Origin of the sequence: Levilactobacillus parabrevis ATCC 53295 (assembly GCF_001434055.1) — a bacterium.
Taxonomy (GTDB): domain Bacteria; phylum Bacillota; class Bacilli; order Lactobacillales; family Lactobacillaceae; genus Levilactobacillus; species Levilactobacillus parabrevis.
In genome coordinates, this window is record NZ_AZCZ01000006.1 from 43,001 (window position 1) to 67,145 (window position 24,145).

Consider the following 24,145-nt stretch of genomic DNA (forward strand, 5'->3'; position numbering starts at 1 on the left):
GAGACTATGCAAACCTTACGCGCAGAAAATTTACACCGAACTTACGGTGAAAAAATCTTATTTGATAATTTAAATTTCATTATTAACGAACACGATCGCATCGGCCTCATTGGGGTCAATGGGAGCGGTAAAACCTCACTGCTGGACACCTTAGCTGGCATCAGCAACGAACAATCTGGCGAGCTGTCAACGCCCAAGGACTATTCCATTGGCTACCTGACGCAGAAACCCAATCTTGATGAAAATCTGACGGTCATGGACGCCGTATTCTCCGGTGATCAGCCCGTCTTTGCGACGATTCGCCGTTATGAGGCGGCGCTGGCGACCTATGGGGCTCATCCTGAAGATGCCAAGGCCCAGCAACGATACCTGGACGCTGAAGCCCAGATGAACGAGGAGGAAGCCTGGACCGCCGAGAGCGACGTGAAGACGATCCTGACTCAGCTGAAGATCACCGACCTGTCCCAGTCGATTAAGACCATGTCTGGTGGCCAGATCAAGCGGGTTGGCCTGGCCCAAGTGTTGATTCAGTCGCCTGATCTCCTCTTATTAGACGAACCGACCAACCACTTGGATTTCGACTCCATTGCCTGGTTACAGCAATATTTGGCCAGCTACAAAGGGGCCTTACTGGTCGTCACCCATGACCGGTACTTCTTGGATCAGATTGCCAATCAGATTTGGGAACTTGATTTCGGGAAACTTTACCAATATCCTGGCAACTACCAAGCTTACGTGCAGGAAAAGGCGGAACGCGTCAGCCAAGAAGCCGAAGCCGACCAGAAACAGCAACAACTATACAAAAAAGAATTAGCTTGGATGAAAGCTGGCGCCAAGGCCCGTTCAACCAAACAGCAGGCCCGCATCAACCGGTTCAATGATATTGCCAGCAACGTGGGCACACGGCAGGTTCAGAGTAACGTGTCTATCTCGTTAGGCCAACAACGCTTGGGTAAGAAGGTTATTGAACTCAAGGAGGCTAACCTATCCTTGGGCGGCCACACGATTCTCAAAGACTTTAGCGACCTGATTCAGGGTGGCGAACGTATCGGGATCAGTGGGGAGAATGGCGCTGGTAAATCCAGTCTGCTCAACGTGATTGCTCAGCGGTTGCCGTTAGATTCTGGAATCGTTACGATTGGGGAAACGGTCAAGATGGCCTACTACACCCAGCAGATTGAACCTATCCCGGACGACAAACGGATGATCAATTACCTCTCCGAAGTGGGTCAAAACGTGACCGACAAGGCGGGAAATTCCGTCAGTGTAACCGAACTTTTGGAACAATTCCTATTTCCACGGTTTATGCATGGAACGTTGATCCGTAAGCTTTCTGGTGGGGAAAAACGTCGGCTGTACCTGCTGAAGCTCCTGATGGAACAACCGAACGTCTTGCTCTTGGACGAACCGACCAACGCTCTGGATATCAGCACCTTGACCGTCCTGGAAGATTATATTTCCCAGTTTGCCGGGACCGTCATTACGGTTTCTCATGACCGGTACTTCCTGGATAAGGTGGCTGATCGGTTATTGATTTTTGACGGCAACGGTCAAATCGATCGGTACTCTGGGCAGTTCAGTGCCTACTTGGACGACGCTCAGAAGGCCAGCAAGGCGAAGAGCAAGCCGGCCAAGGAAAAGGCAGACCAGCCTGCTGATGACGCACCCGCTAAACCAAAGAAGAAGGTTAAGTTGACCTACGCCGAACAGAAGGAGTGGGAAGGTATTGAAGCCGTGATCGATGGTCTTGAAAGTCAGAAATCCGAGGTTCAAACGGCGATGAACGCTAACGGGGCGAACTACGATAAGCTAGCTGACTTACAGGCCCAACTCGACGATCTCGACAAGCAACTTGATGAAAAGATGGAACGTTGGGAATATCTTAGCGAGTACGCGGAATAGGAGACGACCAAAATGCTAGAAGATGCTTATTTAGATTTGGCCAAGAAAGTTTTAAACGAGGGCCATCGCAAGTCTGACCGCACGGGAACCGGGACACTGAGTCTATTTGGTTACCAAATGCGCTTCAATTTGCAGGAAGGCTTTCCACTGTTGACCACGAAGAAGGTTCCCTTCGGTTTGATTAAGTCGGAATTACTGTGGTTTCTGAAGGGCGATACGAACATTCGGTTTCTTCTACAACACCACAACCACATCTGGGACGAATGGGCCTTCCAACGCTTCATTGAGAGCGCCGACTATCACGGTCCAGACATGACCGACTTTGGTCGTCGTTCGTTGGTTGATGCGGACTTTAATCAGCAATACCAGGCGGAAAAGAAGGCCTTTGACGACCGGATTCTCAATGATCAGGCTTTTGGTGACCACTACGGTGATCTAGGTCTGGTCTACGGCAGTCAGTGGCGGGCCTGGCAGGGTAAGAATGGTGAAACGATCGATCAAATTGCGAACGTTATCGAAACGCTACGGACACACCCTGATTCTCGGCGAATGATCGTCTCAGCGTGGAACCCGGCCGACGTGCCATCCATGGCATTGCCACCGTGCCACACGTTATTCCAATTCTACGTGAACGATGGCAAGCTGAGCTGTCAGCTCTACCAACGGAGTGGAGATATCTTCCTGGGCGTGCCGTTTAACATTGCGAGCTATGCCTTGTTGACCTCCCTGATTGCTAAGGAAGTTGGCCTGGAAGTGGGCGACTTCGTGCATACTCTGGGTGACGCGCACATTTATCGTAACCATATTGAGCAGATCACAACGCAGCTGGTTCGGACACCGAAGGCAGCGCCACAGTTATGGTTAAATCCGGATAAATCGAGCATCTTTGATTATGAAATGGCGGACATTAAGGTCACGGGCTACGATCCGGCACCGGCCATCAAGGCGCCGGTCGCCGTCTAGCTAGATTGGAGGCACAGTGATGTTAATCTTTCTCTGGGCGGAAGGACACAACGGTGTGATTGGCCAAAACGGGCAATTACCGTGGCACCTACCAGCCGACATGCACTTTTTCAAAACGGTCACGACAGGAAACACCATCGTGGCGGGGGCACGGACGTACAGATCATTTGGCCGATCGTTACCGAATCGTCAGAATATTGTGGTGACCCATCAACCGGCTAGTAATTTTCCTGATACGGTCATCGTACTAGATTCACTGGATGCTGTACGGACCTACGCAGCGGCGCATTCAGACGATAAAATATTCGTCGTCGGTGGCGCTCAGCTGTTTGTGGGCTTGCAAGACGACGTGGACTTCCTGTACCGCACCGTGATTGATGCCAACTTCACCGGCGACACCTGGATGCCAGTCATGAACTATGAAAAATTCCAGTTGATTGCGACCCAACCGGGCATTCGCAACGATAAAAATCCTTACGACTATCACTTTGAACAGTATCAACGGCGTTAGTCCTAGACAGTGTCATTAGCTACGCCATAGATCTGACTGTAACAGCTACTAAGGTGCTTGTGCTATAGGTGTGACTAACATTCAGACCCTGACTTTAGTTAAAAATTACAAACAAAAAGACGTTGTGCCAGCGCCTCAGTTACGATTGAGGGTGTGGACAACGTCTTTTTAAATCGTTTTTTATGTTGATCTAGGCGTAGAACAAAATCGAGAAATACATCAGGCCTGTGCCCAGCATGACAAAGAGGTGCCAGATAACGTGACCGAACGGGACACCCTTGAAGCTATAAAGCACGGCGCCCGCAGTGAAGGCAACCCCACCGAGGAGCAGTAGCATGAAGCCGACGGGTCCCAGACCGCGGTACAGCGGGCCGATGCCCATCAGACACATCCAGCCCATCACCACGTAGATGACGGTGGAAAGGACTTGAAACTTTCCCAGCCAGATAGCCTTATAGACGATGCCGGCGACGGCCATGGCCCAGATAATGCCGAACATCCACCAGCCGAGTTTACCGCCAACGACTAACAAACTAAAGGGCGTATAGGTTCCCGCGATCAACAGATAAATCGCACAATGATCGAATATTTGAAAGACGTGGCTAGCACGGGTAAAGTACAAACTATGAAACAGCGTTGAGGCCAGATAGAATAAGACTAAAATGATGCCGTAGACCAGAAATGTGGTCATTCGGAGACTGCCGCCTTCGCTGTGTGCTCGTAGGATCAGAATGACCAGACCGGCAATGCTCAACGCGGCACCGATTCCGTGAGTTACCGCATTAAGAACTTCATTGACAATCTGATACGTGCGACTCCGTTCCTTTTCCAAACAAATTCCTCCTTCGTTGACTGTTATCAGAAAATTCTGATAATCAGACGGCGAGTTAGTAGAATTACTGAAAAAATTCAACAATTCTGCTATACTATTACCGTATGTTCCATTACGCATATTGTAGCATAAACCAAAATCTCTGGTCAGAAAGAGTGGGATACCCATGGCTAAAATTAAAATTGTTGCGGATTCTTCTGCCGGTCTAACCGACCAGCAAATCCAGGATTACAATATTACCATTATCCCGTTGACGGTCATGATCGATGACACCATTTACGTTGAACGGGAATCAATCACCAATCAAGAATTTATTGACAAGATGAAGACGTCCAAGACGTTGCCAAAGACGAGTCAACCACCATTAGGTAAGTTCGTGGAGACCTTCGATAAGTTGGGCGAGGACGGTAGCTCCGTCATCTGCTTCAATATGTTGGCGGCTATCAGTGGCACGGTGCATACCGCCGAACAGGCTGCGCAGCTGTCTAAGACCGATGTCACGGTCGTTGATACGCAGTATACCGACCAAGCAATGGCCTTTCAAGTGATTGAGGCAGCCAAGTTGGCCGCTGAAGGTGCCGACAAACAGGCCATTTTAGACCGTGCCGTTGCCGTTCGTGACCATACCAAGCTGTTCATGGGCGTGGTTACCCTGGAAAACATTTTAAAGGGTGGTCGCCTCAGTCGGGCTGCCGGCATGCTGACGTCACTGTTAAACATCAAGATCGTTTTACAGGTAACTGGCGGTGAGCTGAAGATTCGGGCTAAGGGTCGTGGTATGAAGACTATCGACCGGTACTTTGACAAAGTTTACGAACAAATCAAGCAGACGCCGGACATCGTGTCTATCGGCATTTCGCACGTGGAAGCCTTCGAATCAATTGATAAGATTCAGGGCCATCTGCACGAGATTTTACCCGATAAGAACGTACTTGTGCGGGAAACGGTACCCATCATTGCCACCCATGGGGGCCCTGGTGCCTTCGCATTGATGTATTACACCGATCCTACTAAATAAATAAGTGTTAATCGAGAAAAGGGGTGGCACGGCCACCGCTTTTTCTTTATCCCGAGGGGGGATTCTTAGTGAAAAATGCAAAAGGACTCAGTAAAATCGTGGGAATTGCCCTACTGATTGTGCTTGTCACGCTGGCTGTCTTAACTTACTGGCATCCGGGCGCACGGACCACACTCAATGGCACACATCCCAATGCCGTTAACCGCCGGAAGGTTGTCCGGGTCGTGGCACTCGGTGACTCGCTAACGCAAGGGGTTGGTGATCAACAGGACAAGGGCGGTTACACGCAGCGTCTCAAGACCAAGATTCACCACCACGATAAGGTCAAGGTCATCATGCACAACTACGGCAAGTCCGGCGATCGCAGTGATCAGATTGAAAAACGCTTGGTCGATAGTAAAACGATGCAACGACAGGTTGAAAAATCACAGGCCATTGTGATGACAGTTGGGGGTAACGACCTTCTGCAGACGCTGACCAAGAACGTTACGATCAATCAACAATCAAAGCTCAACACACAACTAGACGGCGCGCAGGCCACGTATCAGCAGAAGCTCAAGAGTCTGCTGAACACCGTCCGCAAGTATAATCCGACTGCGCCAATCTTCCTGTATACCATTTATAATCCAGTCTACGTGTATTTTGCCAATATTGATCAAGTCACGAATGCCGTTGACGACTGGAACGCGACAACGACTAAAACGGCCAAGTCCTACAAGAACCTCTATATGGTCGACATCAGTCGGGCATTATCAGTGGGCCAATTCAAGTCTGCCACCCAACAGGCCAAACTGAAGCGCACGTCACAGGATGTCAATAATGGCAAGATCTCAACGAAGACTTTCCAGGAAACCATTCTGGCGAGTGACGCGAGTGATGAATTGAATAATTACCTGTCACCAGCGGACCATTTTCATCCGAATGCTAAAGGATACCGCCTGATGACGCGCTACGTCTTCAAGGAAATGCAGGCTCATGAGCAATGGCTGTTGAAGTAGGCTATGCTCAGGTTGAAACAAGGAGGAATTAGTTATGCAGCGTCATTCAGCTCCAAAAGTTAAATCCCAACGAAACTGGTGGAAGTGGGGCTTCCTGGCTCTGGTCGCCGTGCTGGTCATTGCGATGATCACGGTCGGCGTCAAGGCCATGGGAACGACTAAAGTCGCTTCAACGGCTACGCCAGCGACGAAGACCACTAACATCGATGTCACTCTGAATAAGAAGCAGGTCAATGCGCTCGCCGACTACTATGTCAATAAGTCGTTGAAGGGTCAGGACGTGAAGTACAGCTTTCAAGTGACCGATCACGCCATCTTGACGGGATCAACGAAGGTTTTAGGCGCCAATGTTAATTTTGTTTTACTCCTGAAGCCGACCGTGTTATCCTCAGGAGACGTGCAATTGAAGGCTGAGAAGCTCTCCATTGGATCGCTTCCCGTGCCTGTGAGCTTCGTGATGAGCTACATTGCGAAGAACTACCCGCTGCCTAAATGGGTCGCGATGAACAGTAGAGCGCAGACCGCCACGCTTCACCTGACGGCCATTGGCAACGGGAAGAAGCTCTCGTATGCCGCTAAAAAGATTGATATGTCTGGTGCCGGTAAGTTTGTTTTCCAAGCTCGGATTCCAGACTAACTAAGGAGGCACTTCATGCCCAAGACGTTTTACCAATATTTAATGACCCAACGTAATCCTGAAAGCTACGATCCCATCGCAACTTTTGCCAACAATGCCTTTCTCGACAGCTCGTTTCCCAAGCAGGATACGGAGTTTGATTCTTTGTCCAAGTATCTTGAAGAGAACGCGCCTTATCTACCATCAATGACGATCTTCGATGACGCCTGGCAGATGTATTTGGCAGCATTGGCTTAGGCTAATTATGTACGTGACACTCCAAGTAAACTCTTTAAAGAGGTCAGTATAATTTTGCCCAATATGGAATCAACATATGGCAAATTTTGGGCAAATTCTAACAAATTCAAGAACACCGAGGCGTCAAGCCCTTGGTATCAAAGGAGTTATAAACTATGGCAGTCATTCAATGGTTTCCAGGTCATATGGCGAAAGCGATTCGGCAGATGGAAGAAAACGTCCACCTAGTCGACATCGTCTTTGAGCTTGTTGATGCCCGGATTCCTGCTTCTTCACGTAATCCCGAAGTGACTCGGATTGCGAAGAACAAGCCACATTTGATTATTTTAACGAAAAAGGACCTGGCCGATTCTCAACAGACGGCGGCTTGGTTAAATTACTACCGGGCACAGGGACAACCAGCCATTGCCATCGACTCACGGGCCAACGTGACCCCTAAGCAAATCACCAAGATTGCCATGGGCATCTTGTCCGATAAGCTGGTGGCCGAACAGGAAAAGGGCCTCAAAGAACGGCCAATGCGCGCCATGACGGTTGGTGTGCCCAACGTGGGGAAATCAACGTTACTGAATCACCTAGTTAATCGGAAGGCCGCTCAAGTTGGCGATACTCCTGGTGTCACCAAAGGCCAACAGTGGTTGCGCTCCAGTAAACATCTGGAATTGCTCGACACTCCCGGTATTCTCTGGCCCAAGTTCAAGAACCAAGAGACAGCACAGAAATTAGCGTTGACTGGTGCGATTAAAGAAAAGCTCTACGCCAAGGACGACGTTGCTCTCTTTGCACTCAACTTCTTCCGCACCTATCACCGGGCAGCCTTGATTGACCGTTACCATTTAGTCGAAGCTGATCTCGACCTGAGTGACGTGGACTTGCTCTTGAAGATCACGGAAAAGGTCGGTATGCGTGACGACTACCTGCGAGCCAGCGACCGATTGATTCTGGATGCGCGGCACAAGAAGCTCGGTGGCTTCACGTTAGACCGCGCACCACAGGCAGGCGACGCACATAATGGCTAAGCAACCCAGTCTCGCCAGTCTCAAGCAAGAACTGGCGGATGTTACCAGTCTCGCAGACCCCCGTCTCGACGTGCTGGCGACCGATTCACGTAAAGGGGCCCAGTTACTCCTGACACAGATCAAACGGCGCTTAAACAAGCAGGCAGAGGCTGAGGCAGCCTTTCAAGAACGCTTACACTACGAGCGTGATCTATGGGCGATGGGCAAGCTGGTCGCCGGTATCGATGAAGTCGGCCGGGGGCCATTGGCGGGCCCCGTCGTCACGAGTGCGGTTATTCTGCCGCAAAGCTTCGACATTCCATTGGTGAACGACTCCAAACAGTTGACGCCTAAGGAGCGCGAACGCTTGTATCCGTTGATTCTCGCGCAGGCCACTGCCGTTAGCATCGGTATTGGCAGTAGTGAACTAATTGACCAGATCAATATTTATCAGGCTACGCGGGTCGCCATGCAGCGTGCCGTTCTGGGCCTCGGCGTTGCGCCACAGCACTTGATTGTTGACGCCATGCAGATCCCGGTTGATTTGCCGCAAACGCGACTGATCAAGGGGGACGCCAAGAGCGCCAGCGTGGCCGCGGCCAGTATCGTCGCCAAAGTCTACCGAGATCATCTGATGGACACGTATGATCGGCTGTATCCGGGCTATGGCTTCAAAAAAAATGCCGGTTACGGAACGGATGAACACCTTGCGGGACTAACGGATCGGGGTGTGACCCCAATTCACCGGAAAACTTTTTCGCCTGTTCAAAAAATAATTGCCGCTCAATCACGGAGTTAGTCTTAAAGAGACTAGGAGGTTGTTAACTTGCAACTGACACTTCGTGATTTTTTCATGCGCTTAAATTTGGTGACCGGGGTCGGCCAGCGGACCGCTAATCGTTGTTGGCGGTGGCTAGACCGTCACCCCGAAATTCACCATGTCGACCCAACCGTTATTTCCCAATTTGCCGATGAATTGACCCTGACCACCGCGGTGACAAATGCTCTGCATCTCGAATTATTCAGTCGGGACATGAACGACACCGTGACGGAGAACCTAACGCACAGCGGTTGTCTGACGATTGTCGACGCCGCGTATCCGATACAGTTAAGGGAAACGTATGCGCCACCGCTCGCCCTGTACTTTCTAGGAGACCTCCGGCGCCTGCAAGCCTCTCAGCTAGCGGTGGTGGGGTCACGCCAGCCGACCGATTACGCCGTTCGGGCCATGCGGTTGCTCTTGCCGGCCGTGGTGGAGCAACGGGTGTGCCTGGTCTCGGGTCTAGCCCAGGGCGTTGACACCCTGGCTCATCAGGTGGCATTAGCACACAGAGGAACGACGATTGCAGTGATCGGTACCGGTTTGGATAAATGTTATCCAGCCGCCAATCGCGACCTCATGGCGACACTAGCTCATCAGCAGTTAGTTCTGTCGGAATATCCGTGGGGGACGAACGGTGCCCGACACCACTTTCCCGAACGGAATCGAATCATTGCCGGTCTGGCGCAGAGTGTACTGGTTGTCGAGGCGGCCCATCACTCTGGCAGTCTGATCACAGCCAATATTGCCCTGCAGGAAAATCGAAATGTACTGGCCGTTCCGGGGACGATTGATGGCAAAAATTCCGTTGGTACCAACGAATTAATTCTCGCTGGGGCAAAGCCAATCTTGAATTCTGAACATATAATAGAAGAACTTTTAGTTGACAAGGTACCCTGACTTGAAATACCATGAGTGGGATTATAGTGAAAAAATTACGAACACCACGTTCGTCGTAAAAACAAGTAAGTAGGGGTAAGGAAGCGCGTTCAGCGGGGCTTTATCACCTACCAACCGAGGGAGTAATGTGATTTGCCGACTAAGTCAAAAGCGAAAGCTAGTACAAAGAAGCGGCGGAAACCGCAAAAAAAATTAGTTATCGTGGAATCACCGGCTAAAGCCAAGACGATTGAAAAATATTTAGGGCGGACCTACAAGGTCGTTCCTAGTCTCGGCCACGTCAGAGATTTACCTAAGAGTTCGATGGGAATCGACTTCGATAACAACTACGACCCGCATTACATTTCCATTCGGGGTAAGGGCGATGTGATCAAGGGGTTGCGGGCTGAAGCCAAGAAGGCCAAAGCCGTCTACCTCGCATCTGACCCTGACCGTGAAGGAGAATCAATTGCCTGGCACTTGGCGCACATCCTGAACTTGGACGTCAACGACAAAAACCGGGTCACTTTTAACGAAATTACCAAAGACGCCGTCAAGGAAGCCTTTAAGACGCCCCGAACAATCGACATGAACCTGGTCAATGCGCAACAGGCCCGCCGGATTCTGGACCGGTTAGTGGGATACTCAATCTCACCACTGCTCTGGAAAAAGGTTAAGAAGGGTCTGAGTGCCGGTCGGGTGCAATCCATCGCCTTGTCACTAATCATCGAACGGGAAAAGGAAATCAAAGCGTTCCAACCCGAAGAATACTGGACGATCGATGCCGACTTCAAGAAGTCCCGGAGTACCTTTGGTGCCAGTTTCTATGGTCTCAATGGGAAAAGGGCCGGCTTGAAAGATAACGCCGCCGTTCAAGATGTGCTGGCTAAACTGGATAAAAAGGGTGACTTTGACATCACCAACGTGGTTCGGAAGGAACGGAAACGTTCGCCGCAACCACCATTTACCACCAGCTCCATGCAACAGGACGCTAACCGGAAGTTGAACTTCCGAACGCGGAAGACCATGATGGCCGCCCAACAGCTTTACGAAGGAATCAACTTGGGTAAGGAAGGTACACAGGGGCTCATCACCTATATGCGGACCGACTCGACGCGGATTTCCAGTATCGCTAAGCACGAGGCCTCAACCTTCATTCATGAGAAATACGGTGCCGAATACGCCGCAACCAAGCCCATCAAGGGTAAGTTGCCAGAAGGGGCGCAGGATGCCCATGAAGCCATCCGGCCAACCTCCGTATTCCGGACACCAGCTAGCCTGAAGGAACGTCTGAACAAGGATCAATTCCGGTTATACCAATTGATCTGGAATCGCTTTGTGGCCAGTCAAATGACCAACGCTATCATGGATACCATGGCGGTAACGCTGAACCAAAACGGCGTGACGTTCCGGGCCAACGGATCCAAGATGAAGTTTGAAGGGTTCTTAAAGATCTACAAGGATGGTAAGGAAAAGGACAATCTCCTGCCCGACCTCGAAATCGGTGACCAGGTTAAACTGGCCAAGACCGATCCGGCCCAACATTTCACGCAGCCACCTGCACGTTATTCCGAAGCCAACCTGATCAAGGCGCTGGAAGAAAACGGTGTAGGTCGGCCATCAACCTATGCGCCAACGCTGGATACTATCCAACGCCGGTACTACGTCAAGTTGGTCGGTCGGCGATTTGAACCCACTGAACTGGGTGAAATCGTGGATAACATCATCAACGACTACTTCCCAGATATCGTCGACGTTGGCTTTACGGCCGACTTGGAAGGCGAACTGGATAGCGTTGAAGAAGGCAAGCAGGACTGGGTCAAGATTATTGATGACTTCTACAAACCATTCTCGACCGAAGTTGCCCATGCCGAGGATGCCATCGAAAAGATCCAGATTCGTGACGAACCAGCCGGCTTTGACTGTGATATCTGTGGTGCTCCAATGGTCATCAAGATGGGCCGCTATGGGAAGTTCTACGCTTGCTCCCGGTTCCCAGATTGCCGCAATACCAAGCCAATCGTTAAGGAAATCGGTGTCGTTTGTCCCGTTTGTCATAAGGGCCAAGTCATCGAACGCAAGTCCAAGAAGAACCGAATCTTCTACGGTTGTTCCCGTTACCCCGACTGTGACTTTGTCTCATGGGACAAGCCAGTCGGCCGTGATTGCCCGAAAGATGGTCACTATCTGGTCGCCAAGAAGATTCGTGGCGGTATTCAGATTGTTTGTCCAAACGGCGACTACGAAGAAGCCCCGCAGAAGTAGGGGGCTGCGCGGAATCGTTGCTAAAATTCAAACCTGTTTCACTGGCGTTGACCTCTCGGGGTCAGCGCCTTTTTTGATCTTACACTTATTACTAATGTAAAAAGTGCCGAGTTTGTCTCACTTTTTTTGAACAATCGTTTTAACCAGACAATCATGCCCCCCCAACGGTAGCAATATTGTCGACGGGCATTTAGCGTTTTGCGCTACGAAAAAAACGACAGATCCACTCACTAACTGAGTAGATCTGTCGTTTTGTAAAATGGTCATTAAATCTTAACTGGCTAACCACGCCTCAGGATGATCAAAGGCTAGTTGGAGCTGTTCGAAAAACTGGCTCACGTGGTAGCCGTCCGCTACCGCATGATGAATCGTCAGCGATAAAGGCATTTGCCACCGCTTCGCTTCCTGCTCGAACTTGCCGGCCTGAATAACTGGAAAGAAGGTATTCAGCGGCGTGAAGGGCAGTGGCGTGTAGCTGGTAAAGTGCGTCCAAGGAATGCTGCCAATCATGTAGGTGTTCTCGCTCTGCGGGGCCTTGGGCATTGGTGTTCGTTGATCGCCATATTCAGCCAGGTCGGCTAGATAGTTCTGATAGAATTGCGTGAAGTCCGGATCGTAGGCCGTCCACAGGCTGGAAATGCTGTGATCATCCGCGTGCATGACGGAATAGGCTGGGTGGATGACGTCGAAGCGTTGCAACTGCCCCGTGTTATCGCGGTACACTCTGAACTCCGGTGTCTGGGCGATAACCTTTGAGACCAAGTAGAGGTAGGCCGCATTAAATTTCAAATCGCGGGCCGCTAACCACTCCTTGGTCGCCGTGACGTCCAGGTCCACGGTCAGGGTGAATCCCGTTGGCATCATCTTGGTGAAGTAATAAAAGTATTCGCGACGCGGCCACGTGGCCATGTCGATGGGGGTGCTGTGTGTATTTAAGGGGTGCATGTTAATTCCTTTCTGACTGGTTGTAAGCCGGTTGGCATTTCTCCAGCCACTCGGCTTTGAGGTCCTTGAGCGTCTGTCGGAGGTTATCGACTTCGGCGACATCTGCCTTCCAGAGGACACTGTATGTAAAAGCGTCCACTCCTAAAGTATTCCAATCTTTTTGGAGCTCGGTGTCGTGGTAGAAGTTTCCGTTTAAGTTGGTTTGGTAATAGCCCCAGCGATTGTGAATGTTGCGCGCGACGTCGATGAAGGCCTTACCGTTCTGGTTGTTTTTAATCTGAATCACACCGTAGAAGGTCGGTGCCGCCTTGTAATTTTGAATGAGTTCTTTACGATTCATGTGTAACTCCTTATCGTCAGGTTGCCGCCAATAGTCACTGCCACTTGCCGTGCGGTTAAGGAAACCATAGTCGACCAGGTAGCGGCGTAACAGGGGATAATCGGCATAAATTAGCTTGAGTTTGGCCGTCAGCTCCTGTTCCGTGAAATGCTGGGCCGCGGGAATCGTCTGGCTAATGCGCTTCAGGATAGCCAAGATTGCTTTCTGATGTTTGGGCCACCGAGCTAACTTCAAAGGTACGGTCGAGGTGAAGTACTTCGCCACCAGTTGCTCGTATTCGTCAGTGGTAATGGCAAAACGGTCATTCATTTGCACTTTCTGGTCGGGTAACGTCACCAGTTGATCGGCAGTCGTTGGCTGATTGAAGACCTGTTCGTAAATGGCGAGGTAGAGCTTAGCCTGCTTAGCCTTTTCACGGAAGGTAAATTTCTGATGGCGTACGGTTGCCGCCGCAATGCCCATCTGTTCGGCAATGGCCGCATCTTTCTGGCCTTGAGCAAACGCCAGCAATAGGTCTCGTTGCTTGGTCGTTAACGTATTGTATTTGTTGTCGGTTTGAATCAGGTCAGCTACGGCATGGGGGTGTTCGGTCGCGAGATGCCGCCGAATCATGGTTGCCGCCGGATAAAATTTGTCGTCTTCCGGGAAGACTTGGTCCTTGGCAAACGTTGCCCCACAAGCATTGCAAACGTATGCTGCAGCCGTTTCATGCCATCCCTGTTCAATTTCAGTCAGTGTCAGATCAACTAGGTTCATGCCTCATCCCTCCAATGGCATCTACTTTACAAATGTTTACAGAATATGTCAACAACTAATTTAATCTATTTATTCGACTTGAGTAAATCCAACCGCGATCTACGGCTTTTTCCAGCTTTCAATTCATCATGTTATGTTTATAGAAATGATAAACAAAAATGCTAGAACTTCCAGAATCACACCAATTACCGCTCAGCATCAGCCTTAACACGCGAGCTTATCCCGCCCGCTCACAACATTTCTGATGAGTTAGTTGAGTTTTTAGGGCGCGTTTGCTAGCATTAACACGTACAGGAGGTGTCAGCCGTGGCTTCAGCAGTCGCACAATTCATGACTTACCTGAGTGGTGAGCGTCAGTATTCACCCGAAACCGTGAAGGCCTACCAGGAAGACTTAGCTGAGTTCAGTCACTTCCTACAGGACAACGGTGGTGAGAAGCCCTGGACGCAGATCGACCAACTTGACGTGGAGGTCTACCTCAGCGACTTGTATGATCATCACTACGCGCGGACAACGATTGCCCGCAAGCTCTCAACGCTGCGGTCGTTCTACAACTTCCTGATGAGCAATGGCCTGGCCAAAGACGATCCGTTCGCCTACGTTCAGCTCAAGCACCATCAGAGTCATTTGCCCCGCTTCTTCTACGAACGAGAAATGACGGCGCTGTTCACGGCCGCCGCAGGCAACCCTAATCAGCAATTGGCAACGCGGGATTCCGCCGTGCTGGAGATTCTCTATGGTACCGGGATTCGGGTCAGCGAGTGTGTCAATCTGACCCAACGCGATGTGGATTTTGATAATCGCATCATGCTGGTTCATGGGAAGGGCAACAAGGAACGCTATGTGCCATTTGGCCACTACGCTAGTGACGCCCTGGAAACGTATTTCACGGCGGCGCGGACGCCCTTGATGACCAAGTATCATCAGCAACATGACTACGTCTTTATCAATGCCCATGGGGGTCAGCTGACCACGGCGGGCGTGACGTATCTGCTCAATCAGATCATCAAGCGCAGTAGTCTGACCAGTGAGATTCATCCCCACATGCTGCGGCATACGTTTGCCACACACCTACTCAACAACGGCGCAGACTTGCGTTCAGTTCAGGAGCTACTGGGTCACAGCAGTCTCTCGACCACGCAGATCTACACGCACGTGACGCGAGAACACCTCCAACGGGATTATCGTCAATTCTTTCCCCGTGCAACTGAAGACAAGGACCAACCGAAGCAATCATAAGGAGACTACTAACTATGCCAGTAAAATTTGAAGCAACAACCATCTGTGCCGTCCGTCATAATGGCCACAACGCCATGGCGGGTGACGGCCAAGTCACGATGGGTGAAAAAGTCATCATGAAGGGGACCGCTCACAAGATTCGTCGGATCTACAATAACCAAGTCGTTGTTGGATTCGCCGGTAGTGTCGCCGATGCCTTTAACCTAGAAGAAAAATTCGAAGGCCAACTCAACGAATACAGTGGTAACCTGCAACGGGCTGCCGTTGAACTCGCTAAGCAGTGGCGTTCCGACCAAGCTTTGCAAAAATTGGAAGCCTTACTGATCGTCATGGACAAGGACGAAATGCTCCTGGTTTCTGGGTCCGGTGAAGTCATTGCCCCCGATGACGACATCTTAGCCATCGGTTCTGGTGGGAACTTTGCCTTAGCCGCAGCGACGGCTTTACACCACCACGCCAAGGAAATGAGTGCCAAGGAAATTGCCGAAAGCGCCATTCACATTGCCGGTGGTATCGATATCTTTACGAACGAAAACGTTATTTCTGAAGAACTTTAAATCTGGAGGATTGAGAATAGTGGACGCAATTAATAAAACACCTAAAGAGATCGTCGGCTTACTTGACCAATACGTCATCGGTCAGGACGAAGCTAAAAAGGCGATCGCCATTGCCTTACGGAACCGTTACCGCCGCATGCAACTCGACGCCGCCATGCAAGAAGAAATTTCACCTAAGAACATGTTGATGATCGGACCGACCGGGGTCGGGAAAACTGAAATTGCCCGCCGGTTAGCCAAGATCGTTCACGCACCATTCACCAAGGTTGAAGCCAGCAAGTTTACCGAGGTTGGTTACGTCGGCCGTGACGTGGAATCCATGGTTCGTGACTTGGTTGAAGTCTCCGTTGCTATGGAAAAGCAGGACCAATTCAAGAACGTCCGCGCCGATGCCACACAGGCTGCCAACAAGCGGTTAGTTAAGTTGTTGGCTCCAGCTAAGAAGAAGGAAAACAAGAACAATAACGACTTTTCAAACATGATGAACATGTTCTCCCAGATGCAAAACGGCCAAATGCCAACGGCACCTAGCGAACAAGAAGAAGTTACCGATGAGATTCGCAACGAACGCCTGTCCTTAACGGAACAACTTAATAAAGGCTTACTCGAAAATCATATGGTTGAGTTGGAAATGGACGATCCCCAACAAGCTAGCGCCACTGATAACAACATGCTGGGCCAAATGGGAATCGATTTAAACGACACCTTGGGTTCCATCATGCCTAAGAAGCGGATCAAACGGACAGTTACGGTCGCCGAAGCTCGCGAAATCTTGGTCAGTGAAGAATCAGAAAAACTGGTCAACAACGCCGACATCAATCATGACGCCATCAAGCGCGCTGAAAACACCGGGATCATCTTCCTCGATGAAATTGACAAGATCACCAAGGGGAGTGGCCAGAACAGTGGTGACGTCTCCCGTGAAGGGGTTCAACGCGACATCCTGCCAATCGTTGAAGGGACGCAAGTTAAGACGAAGTATGGGACCATCGATACTGATCACATTCTCTTCATCGCGGCTGGGGCCTTTGCGGAATCCAAGCCAAGCGATTTGATTGCTGAACTACAAGGTCGTTTCCCAATTCGGGTGGAATTAAACGACCTCAGCAAAAAAGACTTTGTTCGGATCTTGACCGAACCAAACAACGCCTTAATCAAGCAATACATTGCTTTGATTGGAACCGACAACGTCAAGGTGACCTTCACCATGGAAGCCATTGAACGCATTGCCGAATTGGCCTTTGAACTGAACCACGAGAACCAAAACATTGGGGCTCGGCGGTTACAGACAGTTCTGGAAAAACTCCTGGAGGATCTGCTTTACGAAGGACCTGACATGGGGACCGGCGACGTCACAATTACCGAAAGTTACGTTAACGATAAGATCGGTGATATCGTTCAGAACAAGGATTTATCACGGTACATCCTATAAACGTATACGGGGCCAGGACGGTTGTCTTGGCTCTTTTACGTTGCGTAAGGTATGATAAGAGATAACAGATAACTGTGGGAGGAATTGCGATGATCACGTTGAAGAATGACTATCTGACGGTGAAAATCAATCCGTTAGGTGCCGAGTTAACCAGTGTCAAAGACAATGAAAGCGGCTTGGAATACATGTGGCAAGCCGATAAAGCTTATTGGGGCCGCCATGCGCCGATTCTCTTTCCCATCGTCGGCCGGTTACAGGATAACCAGTACCGGTTAAACGGGGAAACGTACCACATGACGCAGCACGGTTTCGCACGTGACCGTGAATTCACGATCATTGATCAGACCGACACTCAGGTCAGTCTGGAATTAACGGCCGATGATGAAACCAAGGCGCTGTATCCGCAAGACTTCATCCTGACGCTGTCCTATGAACTGGTCGATCACCAGCTCAAGGTCAACGCGACGGTGACGAATCCTACCGATGAGGCCATGGTCTTCTCGTTCGGCGCGCATCCTGGGTTCAACGTGCCATTTGGTGGCGCATTAGCCGACTTTACTGACTATAACGTGACCGTTTCACCCAAGCAGACCTATCAACGCGTGCCACTAGTCGGGCCGTACAGCGATACGAAGCATTCTGTGCCGCTAGACCTGCACCAGCCGTTGTCGTTAAAGCACGACTTGTTCGACCATGACGCCCAGGTGCTGACGCTCGACAACCACGAGACGACGGTTATGCTCAGCACGCCCTCAGACGACCACGGTATCGCCTTAACGGTCGCCGCCCCGTATCTGGGCATCTGGTCACCTTATCCCAAGCAAGCACCGTTCGTGTGCTTAGAACCATGGTGGGGCCTAGCAGACGACGTTCAAGCCACGGGTGACTTGGAGACAAAGGTTGCCATTCAGAAGCTGGCTGGTAAGGATTCCTTTAAGGCGAGTTATCAGATCACTTACTTCTAGGCAGCTGAAAACAACCGACTACGAACACCCGGGGTTTCACACGGTTGACAGCTGTAAGATAGTCTTCGGTATCGCGATCGCATGGTCAGCAACAGAACTAACCGATACTTCCGACGATGGTTCGGTTAAAGCTATAGTTAAACGTTATTTTAGCCGGAGGCAGCCAGCCGTGGCGGCGTTGCAAGGCCGCTCCTTGGCTGTAGGCGTTCCCCCACAGCAGGCGGAATTGCTGTCTGCCGCAGGCGATAATGTTTAGCCACAGCTTTCAAACCATAAGAAAAGGGCTCCCAGCGACAATTGTCGTTGAGAGCCTTCGGTATCCTATTTAGCGTGGCGCTTCTGGTAGCCATGACCAAATGGCACCAGTGACTCTGTCCCATTTTTGATCCGACTAATATTGGTCCGGTGACGGTAGAAGACGAACACCGTCAGAATAAAGGCGATGCCTGTCAGATACCAATCATGAAACCCTAACGAGATCAGGGTGATCAACGAAAAGGCAATCATGCTGGCGAGACTGACCATACTGGTCCAATAGATCAGGCTGACCCATAGTCCGGCCGCAATCACAAACATTAACGGGTTGTATGCCAGTAGCATCCCCGCTGAAGTGGCCACCGCCTTACCACCCTTGAAGTGGTCAAAGACGGATACAGTGTGGCCAAGAACCGCAAACAGCCCGAATAAGAGGGGCGTCGCGGTGCCAAAGATCGTGGTCACGTGTCCCCAAGTGGGAAGCAGTGTGGCCACCGTGCCTTTCGCAATATCAAGGACCATCACAACCGTCCCGGCATACGGTCCGAGGACCCGGTAAGTGTTGGTCGTCCCAATATTACCGGAACCGGATTGACGAATGTCGGTGTGGAAGAAGGTCTTACCCACCCAGACACCATTTGGAATGGCCCCCAGGAGGTAGGCCACAATGAGTAACCCAATTAATTTCACGCGTAATTCCTCCGCTCTTTCTCCCGACGACCGTCCTCACTGAGGTATAGCGGCCGTCACTAATAAGCTGCTCTATATTTTAGCATGTTTTACGCATTACGCCAATTATATCAGGAAACTAGCCAGCTTTTAGTTTCCTGTGGTATGATAATGTGGTTACTGAAAACCCACCTCATGCGATTTGTACGATTTATTTGAACATACGTTCGTATTAGGGTAAACTAAAGGGTATCGTAAAAGCAATTTTAAATCTAGTAAAAGTAAAGGGGATTTACGCATGGCGAAAGCAAAACCTAAATATGACGATTCCTCCATCCAAGTCTTGGAGGGATTGGAAGCTGTCCGTAAACGTCCTGGGATGTATATCGGCTCCACTGACGGCCGGGGGCTTCACCACCTGGTCTACGAAATTGTCGATAACGCCGTTGATGAAGCTCTGGCCGGATACGGTAAGGAAATCAACGTTACCATCCACCAGGACAATAGCATTACCGTCGTCGATCATGGTCGGGGTATGCCCGTGGGCATGCACGCGTCCGGTATTCCGACACCTGAAGTTATTTTAACGGTGCTCCATGCCGGGGGTAAATTTGGCCAAGGCGGCTACAAGACCTCTGGTGGGCTCCACGGGGTGGGGGCTTCCGTGGTCAACGCGCTCTCCAGCTCATTGACCGTAACCATCGTACGTGATGGTGTTCGGTACCAGGAAAAATTTGCCAAGGGGGGGCATCCCCAAGGCACCCTAGAAAAGAAGGGTAATACGCGGGCCCATAACGGGACCACGCTAACCTTTAAGCCGGATAGTGAGATCTTCACGACGACCGTCTATAACTTTAATACGCTCGCAGAACGGCTCCGTGAATCGGCCTTCCTGCTCAAGGGCGTCAAGATTACACTGACCGATGAACGTGAAGGCCAAGAAAAGGCCGAAGAGTACCACTTCGAAGATGGGATCAAAGAGTTCGTTAGCTACCTTAACGAAGACAAGGATACCCTCGGGGACGTGATGTACTTTGATGGCAAGAAGGACGGTATCGAGGTCGAAGTCGCTGCCCAATACAACGACGGCTACACCGAAAACCTCCTGTCCTTCGTCAACAACGTGCGGACCAAAGATGGGGGCACCCATGAAGTGGGTATGCGTAGTGGGTGGACTAAGGCCTTCAACGAATACGCACGGAAGGTCGGTCTTCTCAAGGATCGCGATAAGAACCTAGAAGGAACTGATGTCCGTGAAGGGCTGTCTGCCGTGATTTCACTACGAATTCCCGAAAATCTGTTGCAATTCGAAGGACAGACCAAGGAAAAGCTGGGAACGCCGGAAGCTCGGGCCACTGTTGATAGCATTATTAGTGAACAACTGGGCTATTATCTGATGGAAAACGGAGACTTCGGAAAGATGTTGATCCGTAAGTCAACGCAAGCTCGTCAAGCACGAGAAGCTGCCCGGAAGGCCCGTGATGAAAGCCGGAACGGTAAGCGGCACAAGAAGCATGAACGCCTGCTTTCCGGTAAGCTAACGCCTGCACAATCCAAAAATTCTGCCAAGAACGAATTATTCTTAGTCGAAGGGGATTCTGCCGGGGGTTCCGCTAAGCAAGGCCGTAACCGGAAGTTCCAAGCTATCCTGCCATTACGGGGGAAAGTGCTGAACACTGAAAAGGCTAAGCTACCTGACATTATGAAAAACGAAGAAATCAGCACCATGATCTACACGATTGGTGCTGGCGTTGGGGCTGAATTTAATATTGCGGACGCCAACTACGATAAAATTATCATCATGACCGATGCCGATGACGATGGGGCGCACATTCAGATTCTGTTGTTAACCTTCTTCTATAAGTACATGCGGCCGATGATCGATGCTGGCCGGGTCTACATTGCCCTGCCACCACTGTATCGCATTAAGACGACCGGCAAGAAGTCGACCATCGAGTACGCCTGGACAAATGATGAACTCGATCAAAAGACCAAGCTCATCAAGAACCACGGCTACAACCTGCAACGATTCAAGGGGTTAGGTGAAATGGACGCCGAACAGCTGTGGGATACCACCATGGATCCTGACAATCGGACGCTGATCCGCGTTCAGATTGATGACGCCGCTTTGGCCGAACGCCGGGTCACCACGTTGATGGGTGACAAGGTTGAACCTCGCCGGAAATGGATCGAAAATAACGTCCAATTTACGTTAGAGGACGACAATACTAGTCTGCTAGAATCCGCAGAACCAACGGATCCAGCGGATAACTAACCGGTGAAAGGAGCACATAATTCGTGAGTGAAGGACAAAAAATTCAGGAACTAACTTTGGAAGAAGTTATGGGCGATCGGTTTGGCCGGTACTCTAAATCCATCATCCAGGAACGGGCACTACCTGATATTCGAGACGGTTTGAAACCCGTTCAACGGCGAATCCTGTTTGCCATGAATAAAGATGGTAATACCTACGATAAGGGCTTCCGGAAGTCTGCCAAGTCGGTCGGAAACGTCATGGGTAATTTTCACCCCCATGGTGATAGCTCAATTTACGAAGCGTTAACGCGGATGAGTCAGGACTGGAAGGTCCGTGAACCCCTCGTAGAAATGCATGGGAACAACGGGTCAATGGACGGTGATCCAGCCGCTGCCATGCGGTATACCGAAGCACGACTGAGCAAGCTAGCCGGTGAAATGTTACGGGACATCGACAAGGATACGGTTGAAATGGTCCTCAACTTCGATGATACCGAATACGAGCCAACGGTCTTACCGGCTCGTTTCCCCAACTTACTGGTCAACGGATCGACCGGGATTTCGGCTGGTTATGCCACGGAGATTCCGCCGCACAACTTGGGCGAAGTCGTGGATGCCTTGGTCTACCTGTTAAGTCACCCTAAGGCGACGTTGGAAGAACTCATGTCGTTTGTTAAGGGACCAGACTTTCCCACCGGAGGAATCATTCAAGGTAAAGACGGCATCGTCAAGGCCTACGAGACCGGCCGCGGTCGGGTCGTTGTCCGCTCCAAGACGTCAATCGAACCTTTACGTGGGAGTAAGAGTCAGATTATTGTGACTGAAATTCCTTACGAAGTGAACAAGGCCCAGCTGGTCAAAAAGATCGATGAAATTCGTCTCAACAAAAAGGTCGAAGGCCTCGCTGAAGTCCGAGACGAAACCGACCGGGACGGGTTACGGATTGCCATTGAACTGAAGCGTGATGCTGATGCGCAAGGGGTTCTAAACTACTTATTTAAAAATACAGAATTACAAATCACCTACAACTTCAACATGGTCGCAATTAATCACATGCGACCAGAGCACGTGGGTCTCAAGATGATTCTGACAGCTTACCTGGAACACCAGCGCGACGTCATTACGAAGCGTACCAAATACGAGCTACAGAAAGCCTTGGACCGGCAACACATCGTTACCGGGCTGATTAAAGCGCTGTCCATCCTGGATCAAGTCATTGCGACCATCCGGGCCAGCAAGGACCGGCGTGATGCGCGAGACAATCTGGTCAGTGCCTATGATTTCTCTGAAAAGCAAGCGGACGCCATCGTGGCTCTGCAACTGTACCGGTTGACCAACACCGATGTGACCCAGCTTCAGGCTGAGTCGGATAAATTATCCGCAGCTATCGAACAGGATCACAAGATCTTGGCTGAGCCTAAGACCCTTAACGCGGTTCTGCGTAAAGAGTTGAAGGATGTTGCCAAGAACTATCGGAACCCCCGGCGGACCGAGATTCAGGATAAGATCGAAGACCTGAAGATCAAGACAACGGTGACGGTCGCTGATGAGGATGTCGTTGTTTTAGTCAGCCACGACGGTTACCTAAAGCGCTCCGGTGTTCGGTCTTACACAGCTTCGGACCCCGAGGATAACGGGTTGAAGGACGAAGATTATCCAATCTTCATGGAAAAGCTCAGCACGTTAGACCACCTGATGATGTTTACCAGCAAAGGGAATCTGATTTACCGACCCGTTCACGAGATCAGCGATGTGAAGTGGAAGGAAACTGGTGAACACATTTCACAAACCATCGGCTTAGCCAGCGATGAAGAAATTGTCGCTACCTTCGCCTTTAAGACACTGAAGGAGCCGGGACGTTTCTTAATTGCGACAAGCGATGGTTACGTTAAACAGACGGCCTTCAGTGACCTGACACCTGGTCGAACCTACAAGAGTCGTGCTGCAGTTTACGAGAAACTCAAGCACGATGATGCCCGAGTTGTCCAGGTGAAGTACCTGACGGAACCCGTTGACAAGGGAATCCTGCTGATTTCCAAGAATGGATACGCACTCCGTTATGCCGTCGATGAAGTTTCCATCAATGGTGCTCGGACCACGGGGGTTCGTGCCATGGATCTTCGTGATGATGACGAGGTCGTTAACCTGGCCTTAGTTGCCGATAACGATACGATTGCGTTGATTACCCAACGTGGGGGCTTCAAGCGCCTCGCGATGAAAGAAATCTCCGTGACGAGTCGCGCTCGTCGTGGGGTCATCGTGCTTCGCGAATTGAAGCGCGATCCACACCGGGTCGTCGACTTCATGACGATTCCAGCAGGTAATCCGCCCCTGGAAATCATGACCAGCCGCGAACGGACGCACGATGTCTTACCAATGGAACATCCACTGAGTGGCCGCTATTCGAATGGGTCATTCGTGGTCGATACCGACGTGGAAGGTACTCCCGTCTCGCTCCGTGTTAAACCAGCCGAATTGGTGCTGGATTAACCACAAGTTTCATGGACGATTCGCGAAACCAAGGCCATCACACTTTGATGGTATTTAAGTGGCCTCAAGCGGCTGTGAGGGGATTTGCAAGCTGTAATCGTTGCGCTTTCATCCAAAACAGCCTATTATAGAGATTAATAGTTACTATTAGGCTGACGTAGTTGTCGGCTAGACGGTTCGT

General features: G+C 50.6%; 21 protein-coding genes. 17 read left to right on the forward strand and 4 right to left on the reverse strand.

What is annotated here, in order from left to right; translation table 11 throughout:
- Positions 1-6 precede the first annotated feature (6 nt).
- The 3 genes from FD07_RS02695 to FD07_RS02705 are packed head-to-tail and all read left to right on the forward strand — an operon-like array spanning position 7 to position 3,376.
- A complete protein-coding gene (locus tag FD07_RS02695) occupies positions 7-1,902 on the forward strand; it encodes an ABC-F family ATP-binding cassette domain-containing protein (protein WP_020088654.1) in 1,896 nt (631 codons plus the stop codon).
- Positions 1,903-1,914: 12 nt separating this feature from the next.
- A complete protein-coding gene (locus FD07_RS02700) occupies positions 1,915-2,865 on the forward strand; it encodes a thymidylate synthase (RefSeq protein WP_020088653.1) in 951 nt (316 codons plus the stop codon).
- A gap of 19 nt (positions 2,866-2,884) precedes the next feature.
- A complete protein-coding gene (locus FD07_RS02705; protein ID WP_020088652.1) occupies positions 2,885-3,376 on the forward strand; it encodes a dihydrofolate reductase in 492 nt (163 codons plus the stop codon).
- Positions 3,377-3,566: 190 nt separating this feature from the next.
- On the opposite strand, the gene trhA is transcribed toward FD07_RS02705, so the two are convergent.
- A complete protein-coding gene (trhA, locus tag FD07_RS02710) occupies positions 3,567-4,208 on the reverse strand; it encodes a PAQR family membrane homeostasis protein TrhA (RefSeq protein ID WP_020088651.1) in 642 nt (213 codons plus the stop codon).
- 166 nt (positions 4,209-4,374) lie between these two features.
- On the opposite strand from trhA, the gene FD07_RS02715 reads away from it, so the two are divergent.
- The 8 genes from FD07_RS02715 (at position 4,375) to topA (ending at position 12,060) form a co-directional block, all read left to right on the forward strand.
- Positions 4,375-5,226 carry a DegV family protein gene (locus FD07_RS02715; RefSeq protein ID WP_020088650.1) on the forward strand — a complete coding sequence of 284 codons (852 nt, stop codon included), beginning with the start codon at positions 4,375-4,377 and terminating at the stop codon, positions 5,224-5,226.
- Between the two features lie 68 nt (positions 5,227-5,294).
- Positions 5,295-6,224: a GDSL-type esterase/lipase family protein gene (locus FD07_RS02720; protein ID WP_020088649.1), complete on the forward strand. Its 930-nt coding sequence runs from the start codon at positions 5,295-5,297 to the stop codon at positions 6,222-6,224.
- Positions 6,225-6,258: 34 nt separating this feature from the next.
- Positions 6,259-6,861, forward strand: coding sequence for a YpmS family protein (locus tag FD07_RS02725; RefSeq protein WP_020088648.1), 603 nt, complete (start codon positions 6,259-6,261; stop codon positions 6,859-6,861).
- Positions 6,862-6,876: 15 nt separating this feature from the next.
- Complete coding sequence (locus FD07_RS02730) at positions 6,877-7,098, forward strand: YozE family protein (protein ID WP_020088647.1); 222 nt, start codon at positions 6,877-6,879, stop codon at positions 7,096-7,098.
- Positions 7,099-7,253: 155 nt separating this feature from the next.
- Positions 7,254-8,117, forward strand: coding sequence for a ribosome biogenesis GTPase YlqF (ylqF, locus tag FD07_RS02735; protein ID WP_020088646.1), 864 nt, complete (start codon positions 7,254-7,256; stop codon positions 8,115-8,117).
- Positions 8,110-8,895, forward strand: coding sequence for a ribonuclease HII (locus FD07_RS02740; RefSeq protein ID WP_020088645.1), 786 nt, complete (start codon positions 8,110-8,112; stop codon positions 8,893-8,895). The genes ylqF and FD07_RS02740 overlap by 8 nt, the downstream gene beginning before the upstream one ends.
- Before the next feature lie 27 nt (positions 8,896-8,922).
- Positions 8,923-9,816 carry a DNA-processing protein DprA gene (gene dprA, locus FD07_RS02745; protein WP_020088644.1) on the forward strand — a complete coding sequence of 298 codons (894 nt, stop codon included), beginning with the start codon at positions 8,923-8,925 and terminating at the stop codon, positions 9,814-9,816.
- 132 nt (positions 9,817-9,948) lie between these two features.
- On the forward strand, positions 9,949-12,060 hold the full coding sequence (topA, locus tag FD07_RS02750; RefSeq protein ID WP_020088643.1) for a type I DNA topoisomerase: 2,112 nt from the start codon (positions 9,949-9,951) through the stop codon (positions 12,058-12,060).
- Positions 12,061-12,333: 273 nt separating this feature from the next.
- Here topA and FD07_RS02755 read toward each other — a convergent pair whose 3' ends face one another.
- Positions 12,334-13,005 (reverse strand): chloramphenicol acetyltransferase, encoded by a 672-nt coding sequence (locus tag FD07_RS02755; protein ID WP_020088642.1) that lies wholly within the window; start codon positions 13,003-13,005, stop codon positions 12,334-12,336.
- Position 13,006: 1 nt separating this feature from the next.
- Positions 13,007-14,101, reverse strand: coding sequence for a DUF2087 domain-containing protein (locus FD07_RS02760; RefSeq protein WP_020088641.1), 1,095 nt, complete (start codon positions 14,099-14,101; stop codon positions 13,007-13,009).
- Between the two features lie 330 nt (positions 14,102-14,431).
- Between FD07_RS02760 and xerC the strand changes: the two genes are divergently transcribed.
- The 4 genes from xerC (at position 14,432) to FD07_RS02780 (ending at position 18,294) form a co-directional block, all read left to right on the forward strand.
- Complete coding sequence (xerC, locus tag FD07_RS02765; RefSeq protein WP_033388602.1) at positions 14,432-15,340, forward strand: tyrosine recombinase XerC; 909 nt, start codon at positions 14,432-14,434, stop codon at positions 15,338-15,340.
- A gap of 14 nt (positions 15,341-15,354) precedes the next feature.
- Positions 15,355-15,897: an HslVU peptidase proteolytic subunit gene (gene hslV / locus FD07_RS02770; RefSeq protein ID WP_020088639.1), complete on the forward strand. Its 543-nt coding sequence runs from the start codon at positions 15,355-15,357 to the stop codon at positions 15,895-15,897.
- 19 nt (positions 15,898-15,916) lie between these two features.
- Positions 15,917-17,329 carry an ATP-dependent protease ATPase subunit HslU gene (hslU, locus tag FD07_RS02775; protein ID WP_020088638.1) on the forward strand — a complete coding sequence of 471 codons (1,413 nt, stop codon included), beginning with the start codon at positions 15,917-15,919 and terminating at the stop codon, positions 17,327-17,329.
- Positions 17,330-17,418: 89 nt separating this feature from the next.
- Positions 17,419-18,294: an aldose 1-epimerase family protein gene (locus FD07_RS02780; RefSeq protein ID WP_020088637.1), complete on the forward strand. Its 876-nt coding sequence runs from the start codon at positions 17,419-17,421 to the stop codon at positions 18,292-18,294.
- Positions 18,295-18,615: 321 nt separating this feature from the next.
- On the opposite strand, the gene plsY is transcribed toward FD07_RS02780, so the two are convergent.
- The gene (plsY, locus tag FD07_RS02785) at positions 18,616-19,239 is read right to left on the reverse strand and encodes a glycerol-3-phosphate 1-O-acyltransferase PlsY (RefSeq protein WP_020088636.1); all 624 of its coding nucleotides are present in this window, start codon (positions 19,237-19,239) and stop codon (positions 18,616-18,618) included.
- A 277-nt stretch (positions 19,240-19,516) separates the two neighbouring features.
- Between plsY and parE the strand changes: the two genes are divergently transcribed.
- Positions 19,517-21,493, forward strand: a complete 1,977-nt coding sequence (gene parE / locus FD07_RS02790; protein WP_020088635.1) for a DNA topoisomerase IV subunit B — start codon at positions 19,517-19,519, stop codon at positions 21,491-21,493.
- 68 nt (positions 21,494-21,561) lie between these two features.
- Entirely contained in the window at positions 21,562-23,964 is a 2,403-nt protein-coding gene (gene parC / locus FD07_RS02795; protein ID WP_051089595.1) for a DNA topoisomerase IV subunit A, read from the forward strand.
- Positions 23,965-24,145: the final 181 nt, after the last annotated feature.